The 15,659-nt window shown below is 72.9% G+C and carries 16 protein-coding genes; 8 read left to right on the top strand and 8 right to left on the bottom strand.

The annotated features are described in order from the left end of the window. Window positions 1-76 precede the first annotated feature (76 nt). Window positions 77-316: a hypothetical protein gene (locus ABZ340_RS27385; RefSeq protein WP_358784489.1), complete on the top strand. Its 240-nt coding sequence runs from the start codon at window positions 77-79 to the stop codon at window positions 314-316. 86 nt (window positions 317-402) lie between these two features. Here the strand turns inward: ABZ340_RS27385 and ABZ340_RS27390 are convergent, their stop codons facing one another. Beyond that, window positions 403-1,275 (bottom strand): LLM class flavin-dependent oxidoreductase, encoded by an 873-nt coding sequence (locus ABZ340_RS27390; protein ID WP_358784490.1) that lies wholly within the window; start codon window positions 1,273-1,275, stop codon window positions 403-405. A gap of 357 nt (window positions 1,276-1,632) precedes the next feature. Further along, complete coding sequence (locus tag ABZ340_RS27395) at window positions 1,633-2,397, bottom strand: hypothetical protein (protein ID WP_358784491.1); 765 nt, start codon at window positions 2,395-2,397, stop codon at window positions 1,633-1,635. Window positions 2,398-2,636: 239 nt separating this feature from the next. Here ABZ340_RS27395 and ABZ340_RS27400 point away from each other — a divergent pair, with 239 nt between their 5' ends. Then, the gene (locus tag ABZ340_RS27400) at window positions 2,637-3,236 is read left to right on the top strand and encodes a helix-turn-helix domain-containing protein (protein WP_358784492.1); all 600 of its coding nucleotides are present in this window, start codon (window positions 2,637-2,639) and stop codon (window positions 3,234-3,236) included. Between the two features lie 12 nt (window positions 3,237-3,248). Here the strand turns inward: ABZ340_RS27400 and ABZ340_RS27405 are convergent, their stop codons facing one another. Further along, window positions 3,249-4,268, bottom strand: coding sequence for an SMP-30/gluconolactonase/LRE family protein (locus ABZ340_RS27405; RefSeq protein ID WP_358784493.1), 1,020 nt, complete (start codon window positions 4,266-4,268; stop codon window positions 3,249-3,251). Between the two features lie 187 nt (window positions 4,269-4,455). Here ABZ340_RS27405 and ABZ340_RS27410 point away from each other — a divergent pair, with 187 nt between their 5' ends. Both ABZ340_RS27410 and ABZ340_RS27415 read left to right on the top strand, forming a co-directional pair. Then, window positions 4,456-6,246, top strand: coding sequence for an NAD(P)/FAD-dependent oxidoreductase (locus ABZ340_RS27410; RefSeq protein ID WP_358784494.1), 1,791 nt, complete (start codon window positions 4,456-4,458; stop codon window positions 6,244-6,246). A 289-nt stretch (window positions 6,247-6,535) separates the two neighbouring features. Further along, window positions 6,536-7,744 carry a hypothetical protein gene (locus tag ABZ340_RS27415; protein ID WP_358784495.1) on the top strand — a complete coding sequence of 403 codons (1,209 nt, stop codon included), beginning with the start codon at window positions 6,536-6,538 and terminating at the stop codon, window positions 7,742-7,744. Between the two features lie 171 nt (window positions 7,745-7,915). On the opposite strand, the gene ABZ340_RS27420 is transcribed toward ABZ340_RS27415, so the two are convergent. Then, window positions 7,916-8,932 (bottom strand): HEAT repeat domain-containing protein, encoded by a 1,017-nt coding sequence (locus tag ABZ340_RS27420; protein WP_358784496.1) that lies wholly within the window; start codon window positions 8,930-8,932, stop codon window positions 7,916-7,918. Between the two features lie 6 nt (window positions 8,933-8,938). Then, a complete protein-coding gene (locus ABZ340_RS27425; protein WP_358784497.1) occupies window positions 8,939-9,613 on the bottom strand; it encodes a HEAT repeat domain-containing protein in 675 nt (224 codons plus the stop codon). Window positions 9,614-9,969: 356 nt separating this feature from the next. Here ABZ340_RS27425 and ABZ340_RS27430 point away from each other — a divergent pair, with 356 nt between their 5' ends. After that, entirely contained in the window at window positions 9,970-10,482 is a 513-nt protein-coding gene (locus ABZ340_RS27430; protein ID WP_358784516.1) for a hemerythrin domain-containing protein, read from the top strand. A gap of 52 nt (window positions 10,483-10,534) precedes the next feature. Beyond that, window positions 10,535-10,837, top strand: a complete 303-nt coding sequence (locus ABZ340_RS27435; protein ID WP_358784498.1) for a VOC family protein — start codon at window positions 10,535-10,537, stop codon at window positions 10,835-10,837. 48 nt (window positions 10,838-10,885) lie between these two features. Here the strand turns inward: ABZ340_RS27435 and ABZ340_RS27440 are convergent, their stop codons facing one another. Then, window positions 10,886-11,605 (bottom strand): cysteine hydrolase family protein, encoded by a 720-nt coding sequence (locus tag ABZ340_RS27440; RefSeq protein ID WP_358784499.1) that lies wholly within the window; start codon window positions 11,603-11,605, stop codon window positions 10,886-10,888. Further along, entirely contained in the window at window positions 11,605-12,195 is a 591-nt protein-coding gene (locus tag ABZ340_RS27445; protein WP_358784500.1) for a cysteine hydrolase family protein, read from the bottom strand. The genes ABZ340_RS27440 and ABZ340_RS27445 overlap by 1 nt, the downstream gene beginning before the upstream one ends. A gap of 168 nt (window positions 12,196-12,363) precedes the next feature. Between ABZ340_RS27445 and ABZ340_RS27450 the strand changes: the two genes are divergently transcribed. Beyond that, complete coding sequence (locus ABZ340_RS27450) at window positions 12,364-13,356, top strand: helix-turn-helix domain-containing protein (RefSeq protein ID WP_358784501.1); 993 nt, start codon at window positions 12,364-12,366, stop codon at window positions 13,354-13,356. A 57-nt stretch (window positions 13,357-13,413) separates the two neighbouring features. On the opposite strand, the gene ABZ340_RS27455 is transcribed toward ABZ340_RS27450, so the two are convergent. After that, window positions 13,414-14,592 carry an MFS transporter gene (locus tag ABZ340_RS27455; protein WP_358784502.1) on the bottom strand — a complete coding sequence of 393 codons (1,179 nt, stop codon included), beginning with the start codon at window positions 14,590-14,592 and terminating at the stop codon, window positions 13,414-13,416. A 126-nt stretch (window positions 14,593-14,718) separates the two neighbouring features. Between ABZ340_RS27455 and ABZ340_RS27460 the strand changes: the two genes are divergently transcribed. After that, a complete protein-coding gene (locus ABZ340_RS27460) occupies window positions 14,719-15,612 on the top strand; it encodes a LysR family transcriptional regulator (protein ID WP_358784503.1) in 894 nt (297 codons plus the stop codon). Window positions 15,613-15,659 lie beyond the last annotated feature (47 nt).

Genomic DNA, 15,659 nt, shown 5'->3' on the forward strand with positions numbered 1-15,659 from the left:
GGCCGTACTCCCCCCGCCTTCCGGCCTGTTCGGCGTCACCGACCCCGAGGACATCGCCTGGCTCAAGACCACGCTCGTGGACGAGTCGGCCCGCTGCTTCCAGCAGTCCGCCGAACTGGACAACCCCGCCCAGGCGTTGATACCCCGCGTCCACATCCACTGCGTCGGCGACGGCCCCGACGGCATCACCCGGCGCCCCGTTCCGAAGACCCGGCCAGGCGGCGAACCGGCCCGCGTCCACGAACTGCCGACCGGTCACGACGCGATGATCACCGAGCCCGCGGCACTCGCCGGCCTGTTGCTCGCCCATGCCTGACCCGCGACACGGTCCGCTCTTTGGCGGCTCCTCATCGGCTCCTCATCGGCTCCTCGGCGGCTTCTCAACGGCTCCTCGGCGGCTTCTCAGCGGCCGAGGGCCTCCAGCACGCGGCCGAGCTGGCGCACCGGCTCGGCCCCGGCCACCCGCAGGACGACCGTGTCCGCCCCGGCCGCCGCCAGCTCCCGGACCCGGTCGGCGGCCTCCCCGGCCCGGCCGGAGACGGTGAACATCTCCTCCGCCGGGCGTCCGAGCCAGGCGCCCTGGCCCTCCACCTGGGGCCGCAGCGTCTCCGCCACCTGCCGCGGATCGTCGCCGACGCAGCAGAAGGCGAGCACCGTCAGGGTGTGACCGGGGCCGGCCCCGCCCTTCTCGGCCAGCGCCCGCGCCGCCTCCACCTCACGTGGCCCGTGCCCCTCGGCGATCACCGTGCCGTCCGCGACCCGCCCGGACAGCTCCAGGGAACGGGGCCGCACCACGCCCGCGACCACCGGCGGCGGCTCCACGGGCGGGTGCACCAACCGCACGCCGTCCAGCCGCACTTCCCGGCCCTCCAGCTCGACCTGCTCCCCGCGCAGCAGCGCACGGACCGAGCCGATGGTCTCCTCCAGCAGGGCGAGCGGCGAGCGCGGTGCGGCACCGACCGCGACCATCCACTCCCGCACCCCGTGCCCGATCCCGGCCACCAGCCGGCCCGGGAAGACCCGTGCCAGCGTGGCCAGTTCCATCGCCAGCAGCGCCGGACTGCGCAGCGGCGCGGGCGTGATCCCGATTCCGACCCGCATCCGCTCGGTCGCCCCCAGCGCCACGGCCGCGGCGGACACACCCCCGTTCCACCCGAGGTCCTCGACCACCCAGAGGTCGTCCACCCCGAGCGCCTCGGCCTCCCGCGCGAACCCGGGCAGCCCCTCCGGGGCCCAGTCACGGTCGTACATCACGCCGATCCGTACGGTCGTCATGGACCGCAACCTATGGTGCGCCCGGCGATTGATCAACACTGCGGCGGTGGCCCCGGGCGCCGGACGCCATGTCGCCAGTCCGTGGCGGTGGGCGCAGACGGCGGCCTGGACGCGGTCGCGGAGCCGGAGCGGGATGCCGCGCGGGGTACCGACACCGGCTCGTCCTCCGGCGATGAGCAGTACTTCTGCGTGATCCGTGGGGCAGCGTGCCGGCGGGCGCCCAGCCGTTTCCCGCCCGCCTGCTGCAGTTCCCGAGGCTCGGCGTATCCCTGGCGGTGGCCACCTGAAGGTGCACGAATGGACCTTGGTGGCCCAGGGCCTGTGAGGACACGTCACGGCATCGCCTGCGGACGCGGGTCACGGTCGCAGGGGGTTCTCTCCGTCCCCTTGCCGCGGACGCATGAGGTCCAGGTCCTCGCCCCATGCATCCAGCACCTCGCCATGCCCGGCCCCTCGGGCCGCCGCCTCGACCAGGGCGAACAGGTGCCGCTGCAGGGACACGTCGCCTGTCGCCGAGACGCGGTCCACGGCACGGAGCAGCACGCCGGTGTCCCAGCCCGGAAGCGGGTGCCGGCCGAGCTCCCACTCCAGGTACTTGTTGTAGGGGCGGGGGCGACGGTCGAGAGCGAAGAGCAGCTCGAGCAGAGACCGCATGCTGTCGGCGGCGTCCAGGCGAGCGGCGAGAGCCTGGCCGTCCCGGTGGTTCTTGACGGAGCGGTAGAGCGAGTTGGCGTAGGCGTCGAGCCAGCCACTGGCGTCCCGGAATGCCTCGTCGGCATCCAGGCGAGCCTTGTCGGCGAGGATCCGGGCGATGCCTCCGTCGAGCCGGTCGAGCACGATCCGGGCACGGGCGAGGGCGTAGCGCTCGAAACCGGGCATCCCGGCCGCACGGAACTCGGTGAGAGAGACGACGACGAGGTCGAGGCCGGCGGTGCGGTGGCCCGCGAACCGGGTGAGACCGGTCGTGGCGTCATCGGCGATGACCACGTACAGGTCGTGGTCGGAGTACCGGGTGATCATGCCGTCGTGGGCCCGGGAACCTTTGAGGACGAGGCCGACGACGGCTGAATCGGCGGCGAGTTCGACGAACGCGTCGTAGGTGAGAGGCTGCTGAGCAGTCACGGTGTGGATCTCCGCTGAGTCGATGACGGGTATGCCTGCTGGGGCGGCACCCTTCGCGCGAGGCGCCCTGCACCGTCCGCGGCGGCGCGGGGCCGCCGCCCGGGAGATCAACGCACATCCGCACTCTGCCGGCCGGCCGGGCCGTGGGGCAGGGGAGGGACGGGCAGAGCTGCGGAGGGGGGTGGTGGCGACTCGTACCGGGTACCGAGCTCCTGTCGTCGTCCCGTTACCCTGTCCGGATGACCCAGCACCCCACGCCGGACGAGCGGAGGCCCGCGAACCGGGGGCCGAAGGCCGCCGCCGGCAACCGGGCCGCTCTGGTTGCCGCCGCCCGGGAGATCTACGCGGAACACGGTCTGGACGCTCCGCTGTCCGGCATCGCGCGCAGGGCCGGGGTCGGGCAGGGCGTGCTGTACCGGCACTTCCCCGACCGGGACGCCATCGCGGCCGCGGTCCTGGAGGAGAACGTGCGCCAGGTCGAGCGGGCGGCCGCGGCCGAGGGGGCGACCCTCGCCGGGGTCCTGGGCGTGGTGACCTGGCATCTGGCGCAGTCGGCGGCTTTCATCGGCCTCCTGCACGCCGACGGGACGAGCGGCCGTTTCCACGCCCACGCGTGTGCCCGGGACCTGTCCGACCGGGTCGAGCGCGCCCTGCGGAGGTGTCTGCCGGACGGCCACCGCCTGGGCGCTCCGGACACGCCGGACGACCTCATGCTCGCCGTCGCCATGGTCTCCGGCGCCGTCACCGGCCCCACCCAGGAGGAACGCGAACGCCGGGCGCTGGCGGCCTGGCGGCTGCTCGGCATCACGGTGGGACCGGTGCGGCCCTACGAGGGATGAGGCCGGGCGGCGTCAGCCGCCATTGGACTGCCGTACGCCTTCCGCGAGCGCGTCGAAGGTGTACAGGTACCCGCCGGCGGGTCCGCTGACGGTCATGTACGCCTTGGTCCCGCCGGGCGTGATCGCCACGTTGGTCGCCGACTCGAGTCCTTCGGTACGGGCCGGGACCTCCACCGTCGCGAGGCGCTCGCCGTACCGGTCGTACACGGCCATCGCGGGCCGCCCGTGCAGGGCCTGGTACAGGTTGCCGTCCGCGTCCACGGCGATCGAGTCGGTCTGGGCGATGCCGCCGTCGACGCGGATGGCCGTGTGCCGGCCGGTCGTCCCGGCCCGCTCGCCGACGGGAAGGTAGGAGATCCGGTTCTCCGTCAGCTCGCTGAACCACAGCCCGCGGTAGTCCACGTCGAACGAGATGCCGTTCGTCGCGGCGAGGCCGTCGGCCAGGACGGTGGCGTTCCGGCCGTCGCGGTCGATGCGCACCACACGTCCGCGCGCCTCGCCCTCGGACAGGCCGAGGGAGTCGCTGACGTACAGGTTTCCGTCCTGGTCGAAGGCGATGTCGTCGGGCCGCATCCGGGCACCGTCGACCTCGCCGGCGAAGAAGGTGCGCCGGCCGCTGCCGTCGGGGGCCAGGGAGACGATCTCGCCGTGGGCGAAGTCGGACAGGTAGAGCCGTCCGTCGTACGGGCTGAACTGGGCCGAGGTGTAGGCCCCCCGGCTGTCGGTGAAGATCTTCCGCGCCTCCTTCCTCCGCACGTCGACGCGGATCACCTTCGGCTCCGAGGCGGGTGCGGTGACGTCGACGACGACCAGCCGGCCGTCCTTGCCGAAGACCGGCCCCTCCAGCAGGGTCATCCCGGTCTCCTCGTGCACCGTGGTCAGCCGCATGAACTCACGGGCGGTGATGGTCCTGCCCGCGGTGGTGGGGGCCGCCTCGCCGCCGGAGGCGTGCGTGCCGGTACCGCATCCGGCCAGGGCCAGCGCGCCGAGCGTGGTGAGAACGGCCAGGGACCGGGTCCGGAGTCGTCGCATGCGGGATCACTCTTCCTGTCCGGAGGGCGTCGTGCTCTCGCACCCTAACCGGACAGTGCTGTCCGGTTGTTGCTACGGTACGCCAAGACCGCTCGGCGCGAAGGGAGTTCGCCGGCTCACGGACGAACCGGCCCCCGCGGAGTGGGCGGAGCGGGCAGAGCAGACGGAGAGAATCGAGGTCCCCCACATGGCACCCCCTCAGAAGCCGGCCCCCGACGAGCTCGCCGCGCTACGGGAGCGCTACCGCCGCGAGCGTGAGCGGCGCGTGCGGCCCGACGGGCCCCGCCAGTACGTCGGCACCGACGCCGAGTTCGGCTTCTACGCCGCCGACCCGTACGTGGGAGAGCCGGCCGAGCGCGAGCCGCTGCACGACACCGTCGACGTCGCCGTCGTCGGCGGCGGGTTCGGCGGCATCCTCGCCGGGGCCCGGTTGCGTCAACAGGGCGTGCGGCGCGTCCGCGTCATCGACAAGGGCGGTGACTTCGGCGGCACCTGGTACTGGAACCGGTACCCGGGCGTCCACTGCGACATCGAGTCCCACGTCTACCTGCCGATGCTCGACGAGACCGGATACGTACCGGAGTGGAAGTACTCCCCGGGCGAGGAGATCCGGAGCCACGCGGTACGGATCGCGCGGAAGTCCGGCCTCTACGCGGACGCCCTGTTCTCCACCACCGTCACCGCGCTGACCTGGGAGGAGGCCTCCCGCACGTGGATCGTGGCCACCGACCGCGGCGACGAGTTCCGGGCGACGTACGTCATCACCGCCACCGGCACCCTGACCGAGCCGAAACTGCCGGGAATACCCGGCATCGAGGACTTCAAGGGGCACACCTTCCACACGTCCCGGTGGGACTACGCCTACACCGGCGGCACCCCGGAAGGCGGCCTGACCGGGCTCGCGGACAAGCGCGTCGGCGTCGTCGGCACCGGCGCCACCGGCGTGCAGGTCATCCCGGTGCTGGCCGAGGACGCCAAGCACGTCTACGTCTTCCAGCGCACCCCCTCCACGGTGGACGTGCGCGCCAACCGCCGCACCACGGCCGGGGACGTCGGCGCGGACCGCGAGGGCTGGGCCCGCGAACGCCGCGAGAACTTCCTGCGCATCGTCTCGGGCGAGGCGTTCGACGAGGATCTCGTGGCGGACGGGTGGACGTCGTCCGCGGCCCTCCTGGAGAAGCTGCTGCCGAGCTTCCGCCGTCCGCCCGGCGACCGGAAGGAGTTCGAAGCCGCCTACGAGGCCGCCGACGCCGCCAAGATGAACGAGGTGCGAGCCCGCGTCGAGCGGACGGTCACGGACCCGGCGACGGCGGACAAGCTCAAGCCCTGGTACCGGTACGCCTGCAAGCGACCCACCTTCTCCGACACGTACTACCCGGCGTTCAACCGGAGCAACGTCACCCTGGTCGACACCGCGGACACCCACGGCATCGAACGCGTCACCGAGGACGGCGTCGTGGTGGGCGGCACGGTGTACGAACTCGACTGCCTGATCTTCGCCACCGGATTCTCCGTCGGTGTCTCCGGCGTCCACTCCGGCAGGCTGCCCGTCCACGGCAGGGGAGGAGAGCAGTTGCTCGACGTGTGGGCACGGCACGGCGTGCGCACCCTCCACGGCTTCACCAGCAACGGCTTCCCGAACCTGATCCAGATGGGCTCGCTGCAGAACGCCAGCAGCGTCAACTACACGCACATCCTGGACGAGCAAGCCGTGCACGCCGCCGCCCTCGTCGCGGCCGCCGAGGCCAAGGGCGCCCTCATCGAACCGTCCCGCGAGGCCGAGGACGCCTGGATCGCCGCCCTGGCGCAGGACGCCCCCGACCACGAGTGGTTCCACGCCGAGTGCACCCCCGGCTACTACAACAGGGAAGGCCGTGGCCGCCCCAACGGCCCGATCGCCTACCCGCACGGCGCTGTCGCCTTCCACGAACTCCTGCGCCGCTGGCGGGAGGAGTCCATGGACGAGGTGCTCGCCTAGCGTTCCGAGCCGGGAACACCGGCCGGTGACCCGGGCTGTGGTGGTTCGGAGCGTGGCGGTCCGGGGTGTGGCGGCGCGCGGCCGGCGCGCCGCCCGTCGCGGCACCGGCGGCACCACCTCGCCGGTGATCGCGCCCTCACCTCGCTCGGCCGGACCTCCGCGTCGTACGGCGACGAGCGCATTGACGGCGCGTCTGTGAACCGGTTGCATGAGGGCGAGCCCTGACCGCAGGGCCGGGGGAGACGTGTCGACCGGGGGAAGAATGCGTCTTGGGTGGAGAGCGGCTGCCGTGGGCGCCGTGGCGGTGGTGTGCGCGGCCGCGCAGACGGCGCCCGCAGGGGCGTTGGAGCTGAAGCCGGGTACGGAATACGTGAACGTCACGTCCGATGACGTGCTGGGCAACGAACAGAGCCAGTACGCCGCGATCAGTGCCAACGGCCGCTATGTGACCTTCTGGTCAGGCGCCTCGAATCTGGCGCCCGGCGACACCGACGACGCCTACGACGTCTACGTGAAGGACCTGCGGACCGGGCGGGTGCACTGGGCCAGCGACCTGACCGAGGGGATGGACAGGGGAGGGCCGTACATCGCCCCCTCCATCAGCGCCGACGGCATGCGGGTGGCCTTCCCGACGCTGGACGGGACCCGGGCCTATGTGTACGACGTGCGCACGGACCGCACCGAACTGGTCAGTGACGGCGTCCACGCCCGGTTCAACAGCGCGAACGCGCCGGCCATCAGCGGAAACGGACGGTACGTGACCTTCACGGCCCGGCCGGCGCAGGACCCGGGTGGACGCTCTCTCATCCGCCTGCGCGACCTCGGGCGGGGCACCGGCGAGTGGTTCGACGATCCCGCGGCCGGCGATGAGCAGTGGATCGCGTCGCCGACCCTGAGCCATGACGGCCGGCACCTCGCCTACCTGGCGTCGGACCCCGGGGCGGACGACCCCGAGGACGGCGAGACGCACGTCTACGCGTTCGACCGCCGCACGGGCGAACGGGTGCGAGTCGATCCCGAGTGCGTGGACGATCCGGCCCAGTACGGGGTCAGCGACCCCGTGATGAGCCCGGGCGGCCGCCACGTCGTGTTCCGCTTCAAGTGCCGCACCCTGCAGCCCCGGGGCACCAACGACACCGGCGACGTCTTCCTCAAGGACCTGAGGAGCGGGACGCTGCGCCACATCCTGGGTCCGAAGCCGCAGTTCGCCACCCACACCGGCCGCCTGAGCGCGGACGGCCGCCACATCGTCTTCGTGGCGGCCGAGGAGAGGGAACCCCGCGGCCCGCTCCAGGTGATCTACCTGCGGGATCTGCGCACCGGCCGCACGGACCTGGTCACCGCCCGGCCCGACGGCACCGTCAACCAGCGGCCGGCGTCCGATCCGACCCTCGACGCGCACGGCCGCGCGGTGGCGTACGACGCGGTGCCGCGGGACCTGCTGGGGGAGTCGTCCACCGCCGGTGACCGGCAGGTCTTCGTCACACGTCCGCGCTGACGCCCACCACGCTCCGACGGACCCCCGCACCGTCCGGCCCGTCCACGCGCCCCGCGCGGCGGTGAGGCGCGGCAAGGCGGTGTGCAGCGGAGTCCTCGGCGACGCCGTGGCACCGCCGGCGGTGACCGGCGACGGCCGGCCCGCGCGTGCCGGGCACCCGGGGAAGAACCGTCAGCGTGCCTTGCGCGACTCGAGGACGTAGGCCGCGGTGAGCGCGACGGCACGGTCCTCGTCCCGGGACAGATCCGCGAGGACACGTGCCGCCGTGCTCCCCGGGACACCGGCGAGCGCCTGTGCCAGCCGCCGGCGTGCGGACGACGCGAAGGTGCCCTGGGCGAGGCAGCCGGTGAGGCGGTCGGCGAGCCCGGCGGCGATCCGGTCCGCCGACGCGGGATCGCGCGCCAGCGCGCTCAGCGCGTCGGCCGCGTCGACGTCGTTCTCCCCCTCGACGATCATGTCGATGAGCGTCGGGACCGCGTCGGCCACTCCTCGCGCCCCGAGCGCCGGCGCCGCACACCTGCGCACCATGACGTCGGAGTCGGCGAGGGCCTCCCGCAGCAGCGCGGTCGCCTCCCCGCCCGGCATCTCGGCGAGGGACCGGACGGCACGGGCGCGCACCTCGGCCGCCGGTGAGCCGAGGCCCCCCGCCAGCAGCTCCGGTCCGTCGCCGCCCGAACGGGCCAGAGCCCATCGCAGGGCTCCGGCGACGTTCGGGTCCGTCTCGCTCAGCACCGCCTCGACCAGGGCTTCCACCGGCACCGGGATCTCTTCGGCCGAGGACAGGGCCGCGCGCTGGCGCCTCCCGGCGTTCTCCGACCCCAGGGCCTGCAGGAGCGCGACGGTCTGGAGAACGTCCTCCCAGCCGGCGGGTTCCGCGGCACCGATCCGGCGGAGCCGCGCGAGCAGCGCCGTCTCCTCCGCGATGCGCTCTCGCGTCCGGCGGACGAGGCTGTCGACGAGTTCCGAGGGCGTGAAGCCGGGATCGTCCAGCGCGCGCCCGACCTCACGCAGCGACAGCCCCAACGACCGCAGGCTCTCGATGTGGAAGATCCGCCGGATGTCCTCGCCGGAGTACTCCCGATAACCGGCCCCGGTACGGCCCGTCGGCCGCACCAGACCGAGCGACTCGTAGTGCCTGAGCATGCGGGCGCTGACCCCGGACCGCCGTGCCACATCACCGATCAGCACTGCCTCTCACCCCTCCTGGCCGGTCGTACCGAGGGCCACGATGCGCTTCGCCTCCTCGATCGCGAACTCGAATCCGGCATCCGGGTCGCGCAGCAGCCGTTCCGTGGCGATCGCGTGCCGGCGCACGTGAGGGCGGGGATCCGTCATCGCGGTGCGCAGGACCGGAAGGATCATCTCACCGAGCGCGGTCAGCGCCCGGCTGAGGCTCAGTTGCGTCCCGCGCTCGCCGCGCCCGAGCTGTGTCGCCAGCACTCCGGCCAGCTCGGGCTCCTCGCCTGCGGGCACGAGGACGACCGCCGCCCGCCAGGCGCTCCGCGCCACCTCGTCGTCGGCGTCGGTCAGAAGCGCCCGTGTGATCGCCGGCCACGCCCGCCGATCCCCGATCTTGGACAACGTGTGCAGGGCCTGGCTTCGTGCCTGCGCGCGCTCCGAGCGGAGCTCGTCGACGAGCCGGGCGACCGTCAGGGACGAGGAGTGGCGGGTGAGCGCCCACGTGAGCATCTCGCGCACATGAAACTCGGGCTCGATCGCGCATCGCTCGACGAGTGCGCCGACGAGCCGGGGGTCCGGGGCCGTGCCGACCGCCAGCGCCGTCCGCAGCCGCACCGACGAGCTGCCGTTCGCCAGCCCCCGGAGCGCTCGCGTCGTGTCCGTGTCCGTGTCCTGTTCCGGCATGGTCATCGGGACCACCTCCTCGACCGCAGTGAAGACCTTGCCACCGTGACAAGGTCAAGCGGAGGCGTGCCGTACGACGGCCAGGCACCCTCGCCCACCGCTCCCGCGCCCGGACACCGGTGACCGCCGAACCTCAGCGCCGGGCCGGCGTCGTCATGACCGTGGCCTCGTTCGGCGTCTCCGACGGGCGCATCACCCGGAGCCGGGCGGTCCGCGACCGGGACGGGGGCGCCGCTTCCGCGCGAGGAACGAGGGATGGACGGGTGTCCCGTTCGCCGGTAGAAATCGCTGCCAGCGTCGCAGTGCACCCGGCAAGGAGACCGTCGTGGGCATGGAGGCGCGGGACCAAGGGATCGACCTTGGTGGCATCCCACGAGCGCCTGGAAGCGTTCGGCAATCAACTGATCGACGTCCACCTCCGGCTCCGTGAGGAGCCGGCCGCTCTGCGCGCCGACGTCGACGCGTATCTCTCCGACGGCGCCTCACCGCGTGAGCTGCGGCCCCATTGCCTCACCTTCTGCTCGGCCCTGAACCGGCAGCACCGAGGTGAGAACGGCACCGCGTTCGGCGTCATCGCCGCACAGCTCCCCGAACCGGCCCCGGGGACCGAGGAGCTGCGCGGCGACCACCGCCTGGTGGAGGACTCCCTTCGACGGCTCGAGACGCTCGTCGCCGCACCGGACCGGTGCCGCGGCACCGGCGAGGCCGGCGGCCCCGACGCGGTCCGGCGCGAGGTGGACAGCACCGCGGCCCTCATGGAGACACACTTCGTGTACGAGGAGAAGCGCACCGTTTCGGCGCTGAACGCGCTGGACGTGCCGGCCTGGCGTGACGACCGGCCGGCCTTCCTGCGCACGGACACCCCGGAGTCCTGACCTCCCCGGCCCCCGCCCCCGACGTCCGGCCCGCCCCGAACGGAGACCCCGTATGACAGTGACCTTCAACCACACGATCATCGCCGCCGAGGACCGCCACCGGTCGGCCCGCTTCTTCCGCGACCTCCTCGAACGTCCCGCAGCACCGTCCTGGGGACCGTTCGTCAACATCCAGCTCGACGACGACCTGTTCGACCGCGCCTACGCCCGCCTGCGGGAACGCGGTATCGAGCACGGGGCCGTCCCGCAGATGACACGTCCGGGCGAGACCAACACCGGACACGGCGGCCGCGGTGTCTACTTCAAGGACCCCGCGGGCCACGCCATCGAGCTGATCACCCGCCCGTACCTGTGAACCACGTCCCGTCCGCGCCCGGCGACGCCCTGTCCAGGGCGCCGGCCCTCAGGTCAGGGACTTCTGCGACGGCACCACGACTCCGTAGAGGTCCTGGACCGTGGCGAGAGCGGATTCGTGGACCTGCCGGGCGGGAATGCCGTTCGGGTTGCCCTTCAGCGGCAGCGGCCGGGTGGCCGAGGCGTCGGCGACCACGGTCGGCTGGTAACCGTTGAGGAAGGCGCCCTCCGTGGTGAACAGGACACACATGTTGGTCATGAACCCGGCGACGATCACCTTCTTCCGGCCGGCCTTCTCGACCTGCTCGGCGAGATCGGTGCCGTGGAAGCCGTTCGGGACGCTCTTCGCGACGACCGGTTCGCCCTTGGCGGGCTTGAGCGCCGGGATGATCTGGCCCGCCTTCGACTTCAGGTCGTAGCCCTTCTCGACGATGTGGATGACCGGGGTGCCCGCCTCGCGGGCCCGCTTCAGCAGCGCCTGCGCGTTGTCCACCGCGGGCTTCCACCCGTCGAGTTCCATCACGCCGTCGGTGTAGGTGTTCTGGTAGTCGACGAGGATGAGCGTCGCGTCGGACAGTGAGGCCGGAGTCTCGTCGAGTTTGTTGAGCTGCCGCAGCGTCGTCGTGTCCTTGGCGACGTTGGCCCGGGCGGCGGGGGCCGACGGCTCCTCCTTGGAGGAGGCGGCCTCGGAATCCCCGCCGCACGCGGCGACGGTGGCCGCCAGGAGGGCGGCGGTGCACAGCGCGACGGCCGAACGCAGTGGCTTCATCAGGCGAGGTCCTCCTGGGTCGGTACGACGACCCCGTACAGGTCGGCGATGGTGGCGAGGGCGGAGAGGTGCACCTGGCGGGCGTCCACCTCCGTCCCCGCGACCGGCAGCGCACGGGTGGCGCTGGCGTCGGCCACGACGGTGGGCCGGTTGCCGCGCAGGAAGGCGCCCTGAGCGGTGAACGCCACGCACATGTGGGTCATGAACCCGGCGATGACGAGATCGCTGCGGCCCGCCTCGTCGACGAGCCGGCCCAGGTCGGTGCCGTGGAAGGCGTTGGGGACCTGCTTGACGACGACGGGCTCGCCGTCGGCGGGCGCGACGCTCGGATGGATCTGGCCGATCTCGGCCCGGACGTCGTACGGCGTGCCCTCGCCGCCGTCGTTGACGACGTGGATGACCTTGGCGCCCTCCCGGCGGGCGCGCTCCAGGAGCCGGGCGCCGGCGTCGAGGGCGTCCTGCCAGCCGTCCAGCTCCATCACGCCGGTCGTGTAGGTGTTCTGGTAGTCGATCAGGAGCAGGGTCGAGTCGGCGAGCTTCGCGGGCGCGTCGTCGAGGCCGCTGAGCTGACGCAGTGTCGTTCTGGGCATGGATTACCACCTGGGATTCGGACGTCGGGGAAAGCAGCCCGTCGGTGCGGCTGCCTGCGCCTATGACGCTATGGCCCGGCCCAGTGCGTCGGCAATGTCATCTAACATGCAGAAACCGACATCGGCGTAGCCGTCGCCGGCCAGGGGCCGGAGGCCAGGGGGGGTCTTGTGAACACCGTCGAACGACTGATCGTCATCGTCCTCTTCGAGGGCGTCGACCTGCTCGACGTCACGGGGCCGCCGGAGGTGTTCTCCCTGGCGCGGCGCGAGACGGAGGAAGCGGCGGGTTACGACGTGGTTCTCGCCGCCGAGACGATGGACCCCGTCACCACCGCCGCCGGGGTCCGTGTCCTGCCCGACGTCACCTTCGGTGAGCTGATGACGAGGAGCATCGACACGCTCGTCGTGCCGGGTTCGGTCGAGGTCGACGGCCACCGCCGCGTGCACGCGCTCGTCGATCCGGTCGTGGTGGAGCGGGTCAAGCGGCTCGCCCCCCGCACGCGGAGGGTCACCTCCGTCTGCGTCGGCGCACACATCCTCGCCGCCTGCGGACTCCTCGACGGCAAGCGGGCCACCACGCACTGGTCGACCGCCCAGCAGCTCGCCACCGACCACCCGGCGGTCGAGGTCGACGCCGACCCGATCTTCATCCGCGAGGGGAACGTGTGGACCGGCGCGGGGATCAGCGCCTGCCTCGACCTGTCCCTCGCGCTCATCGCCGACGACCTCGGCGAAGCCGTCGCGCTGCGGGTCGCCCGGCAACTGGTGATGTACCTGAAGCGGCCGAGCGGGCAGAGCCAGTTCAGCGTCCCGCTGGAACAGGTCGCCGCGACACGGCGCATCGAGGATCTCCGCCACTACATCCTGCGTAACATCGCCGAACCGCTCACCGTCGCGCACCTCGCCGAACACGCCCACGTCAGCGACCGGCAGCTCACCCGGATCTTCAAGAACGAGCTGGGCATGACACCGCACGCCTACATCGAATCGGTCCGCGTCGAGAGGGCGCGCAACCAGCTGGAATCCACCGACGCCACCCTCGAACGCATCGCGAGCACCAGCGGGTTCGGCACCGTCGACACCCTCGTCAGAGCCTTCCGCCGCAGGCTCGACACGACACCGACCGAGTACCGGCGCCGCTTCCGGACCAGCGCCGACTGAGCAACGGGGACGCCGCACACCCGTGGGGACGGCTCCCTGAGACCGGCTCGCGGGCCCTCACCACGTACAGGAGCGGGCCGGATCTCCGGCCGGGACGTCCGCCCGCCGCCGGCGGGCACCGGTGAGCAGGTGCAGGACGAGCCCGAGCGCGGCGACACCCGCCGCCACCCACGGCAGCGTCCGCGCCGGGAGCCCGCCGGCCAGGGCGAGTCCGCCGAGCGCCGAGCCGGCCGCGCTGCCCAGGTAGAGCGCGGAGTTGTTGAGGGCGAGCGCCACCGTGCCGTTCCCGTCGCGCAGCGCCAGGAGGCGCTGCTGCTGCGGTACCTGCAGGGCCCATCCGGCGGCACCCCACAGGACGAGGGCGGGGAAGGCCACGGCACCGAGCGGCGGCAGCGCCCCCTCGGCGAGCACCAGGCCCGCCATGACGGCCGTCACGAGCGCCGTGGCCTTGCCCGTGCGGTCCAGCAGCGGCCCGGCCACGGCGCTGCCCAGGACGCCGCCGATGCCCCAGGCCCACAGGTGGGGAGCGGTGGCGTCGGCGCGCACGCCGCCCGTCGCGGCGAGGACGGGGGCGAGATAGGTGTAGAGGCCGAGGCTGGCCACGGCCGCCAGGAAGGAGACGCCGACGACCGACGCGACACGACGGTCGGTCAGCGCGCCGAACCTGGCCCGCAGGGGCACCTGCGGCTCCGCCGGGATCTGCGGCAGCCGCACGGCGAGTCCGGCCAGCGCGATCACGCCGAGCCCGGTCACCAGCCACAGGGTGGCCCGCCACCCCGTCCGCTCGGCGATCAGCACACCGAGGGGGACTCCGAGGACCGTGCCGGCGCTCATGCCGCCCATGACCAGGGCGAGCGCCCGGCCCTGCCGCTTCTCGGCGGCGAGCGCGGACGCGGCAGCGGTGGCGAGCGCCGAATAGACCCCGGCCCCGGCCCCGGCCACGGCCCGGGAGGCGAGCAGCACGGTGACCGTGGGGCTGACGGCGGTGAGCGCGTTGCCGAGGGTGAACACGCCGAGCGAGGCGAGGAGCAGGACGCGGGGACGCAGGCCGGACATCAGACCCGCGACGAGCGGCGCGCTCACCGCGTACGCGAGCGTGAAGACGGTGACCATCTGGCCGGCCACGGACACCGTCGTGCCGAGGTCACCGGCCACCACCGGCAGCAGGCCGGCCATCACATAGGCGTCCAGCCCCAAGGTGAACGCTCCCAGCATCAGCAACCGGATTCTGCGCACGGCCCGCCGACTCCCTTGTTCCGTAAGGATCACCGGCAGCCGCCCTCGCGGCCGCCGGGAGGGAACGTAGGCAGGGTCCGCTCCTGCGGGGAAATGCCACGAGCGGCCCATTTATGCTCGGGAGACATGGATCTGTGCAGCGTCGAGCTCCGGCACCTGCGAGGCTTTCTCGCCGTCGCCGACGAGCTGAACTTCACGCACGCCGCGGCCCGCCTGGGCACCGGCCAGCCCGCCCTCACGCGGACCGTGCGCGCTCTGGAGGAGGCCCTCGGCACCCGGCTGCTCGCCCGTACCACGCGCACCGTCGAACTCACCGCGGCCGGACGCCGCCTGCGCGACGAGCTCGGCCCGCTCCTGACCCGCCTGGAGGCCACCCTGCGCGGCACGGCGCAGGACGCTCTGCTGCGGCTCGGATTCACCTCTCAGCTCCCGGCCGTCTGCGCGACCCTGAACACGGCCTTCGAGCAGTCCACCGGTGCGGGCGTACGCCTGGTGCGCAAGGACGCCGCGCTGGCCGGCCTCACCACCGGGGCCTGCGACGTCGCGGTGGTGCGCGGCGAGATACCCCCCGGTGCGTCCGTACGCAGCCGGATCCTCCTGCACGAGCCGCGCGTGGCCGTCGTCGCGCGCGACAGCGGGTTCCTCGCCGGCCGCCGGGTCGTGGACTGGGCCGAACTCGCCGACCTGCCCCTGGTCGTCAACACGATCACCGGGACCACCCGCACCGGCCTGTGGCCCGCCGGCCGGCGCCCCCGGCTCGCCTGCACCGCCGACAACTTCGACGAGTGGCTGGAAGCCGTGGCCGCGGGCCACGGCGTGGGCGTCGCCCCGGAACCCGTCATGTGCCGCCACCACCACCCCGGCCTGCGCCGCCTCCGGCTCAAGAACGCCCCGCGCGTCCCGGTCCGCCTGGCGATCCCCGCACGGAATCCGCACCCGCTCGCCGAGCGTTACTTCGCCGGCGGCACACCGGACCGAAGCGGCTCGCGGGTCGCCGTGACGTGGTGCGGGTCGCCGTGACGCGGAGCGGGTCGCCGTGACGTGGTGCGGGACGCAGCGGCGGCCGG

This window comes from Streptomyces sp. NPDC006134 (genome assembly GCF_040628835.1).
Classification (GTDB): domain Bacteria; phylum Actinomycetota; class Actinomycetes; order Streptomycetales; family Streptomycetaceae; genus Streptomyces.

Bases quoted from the DNA above. Each gene is read 5' to 3' on its own strand.
- ABZ340_RS27440 (WP_358784499.1), bottom strand. From the start codon at position 11,605: ATGAAGCCACTGCGTTCGGCCGTCGCGCTGTGCACCGCCGCCCTCCTG.
- ABZ340_RS27425 (WP_358784497.1), bottom strand. From the start codon at position 9,613: ATGACCATGCCGGAACAGGACACGGACACGGACACGACGCGAGCGCTC.
- ABZ340_RS27405 (WP_358784493.1), bottom strand. From the start codon at position 4,268: ATGCGACGACTCCGGACCCGGTCCCTGGCCGTTCTCACCACGCTCGGC.
- ABZ340_RS27435 (WP_358784498.1), top strand. From the start codon at position 10,535: ATGACAGTGACCTTCAACCACACGATCATCGCCGCCGAGGACCGCCAC.
- ABZ340_RS27460 (WP_358784503.1), top strand. From the start codon at position 14,719: ATGGATCTGTGCAGCGTCGAGCTCCGGCACCTGCGAGGCTTTCTCGCC.
- ABZ340_RS27390 (WP_358784490.1), bottom strand. From the start codon at position 1,275: ATGACGACCGTACGGATCGGCGTGATGTACGACCGTGACTGGGCCCCG.
- ABZ340_RS27445 (WP_358784500.1), bottom strand. From the start codon at position 12,195: ATGCCCAGAACGACACTGCGTCAGCTCAGCGGCCTCGACGACGCGCCC.
- ABZ340_RS27400 (WP_358784492.1), top strand. From the start codon at position 2,637: ATGACCCAGCACCCCACGCCGGACGAGCGGAGGCCCGCGAACCGGGGG.
- ABZ340_RS27410 (WP_358784494.1), top strand. From the start codon at position 4,456: ATGGCACCCCCTCAGAAGCCGGCCCCCGACGAGCTCGCCGCGCTACGG.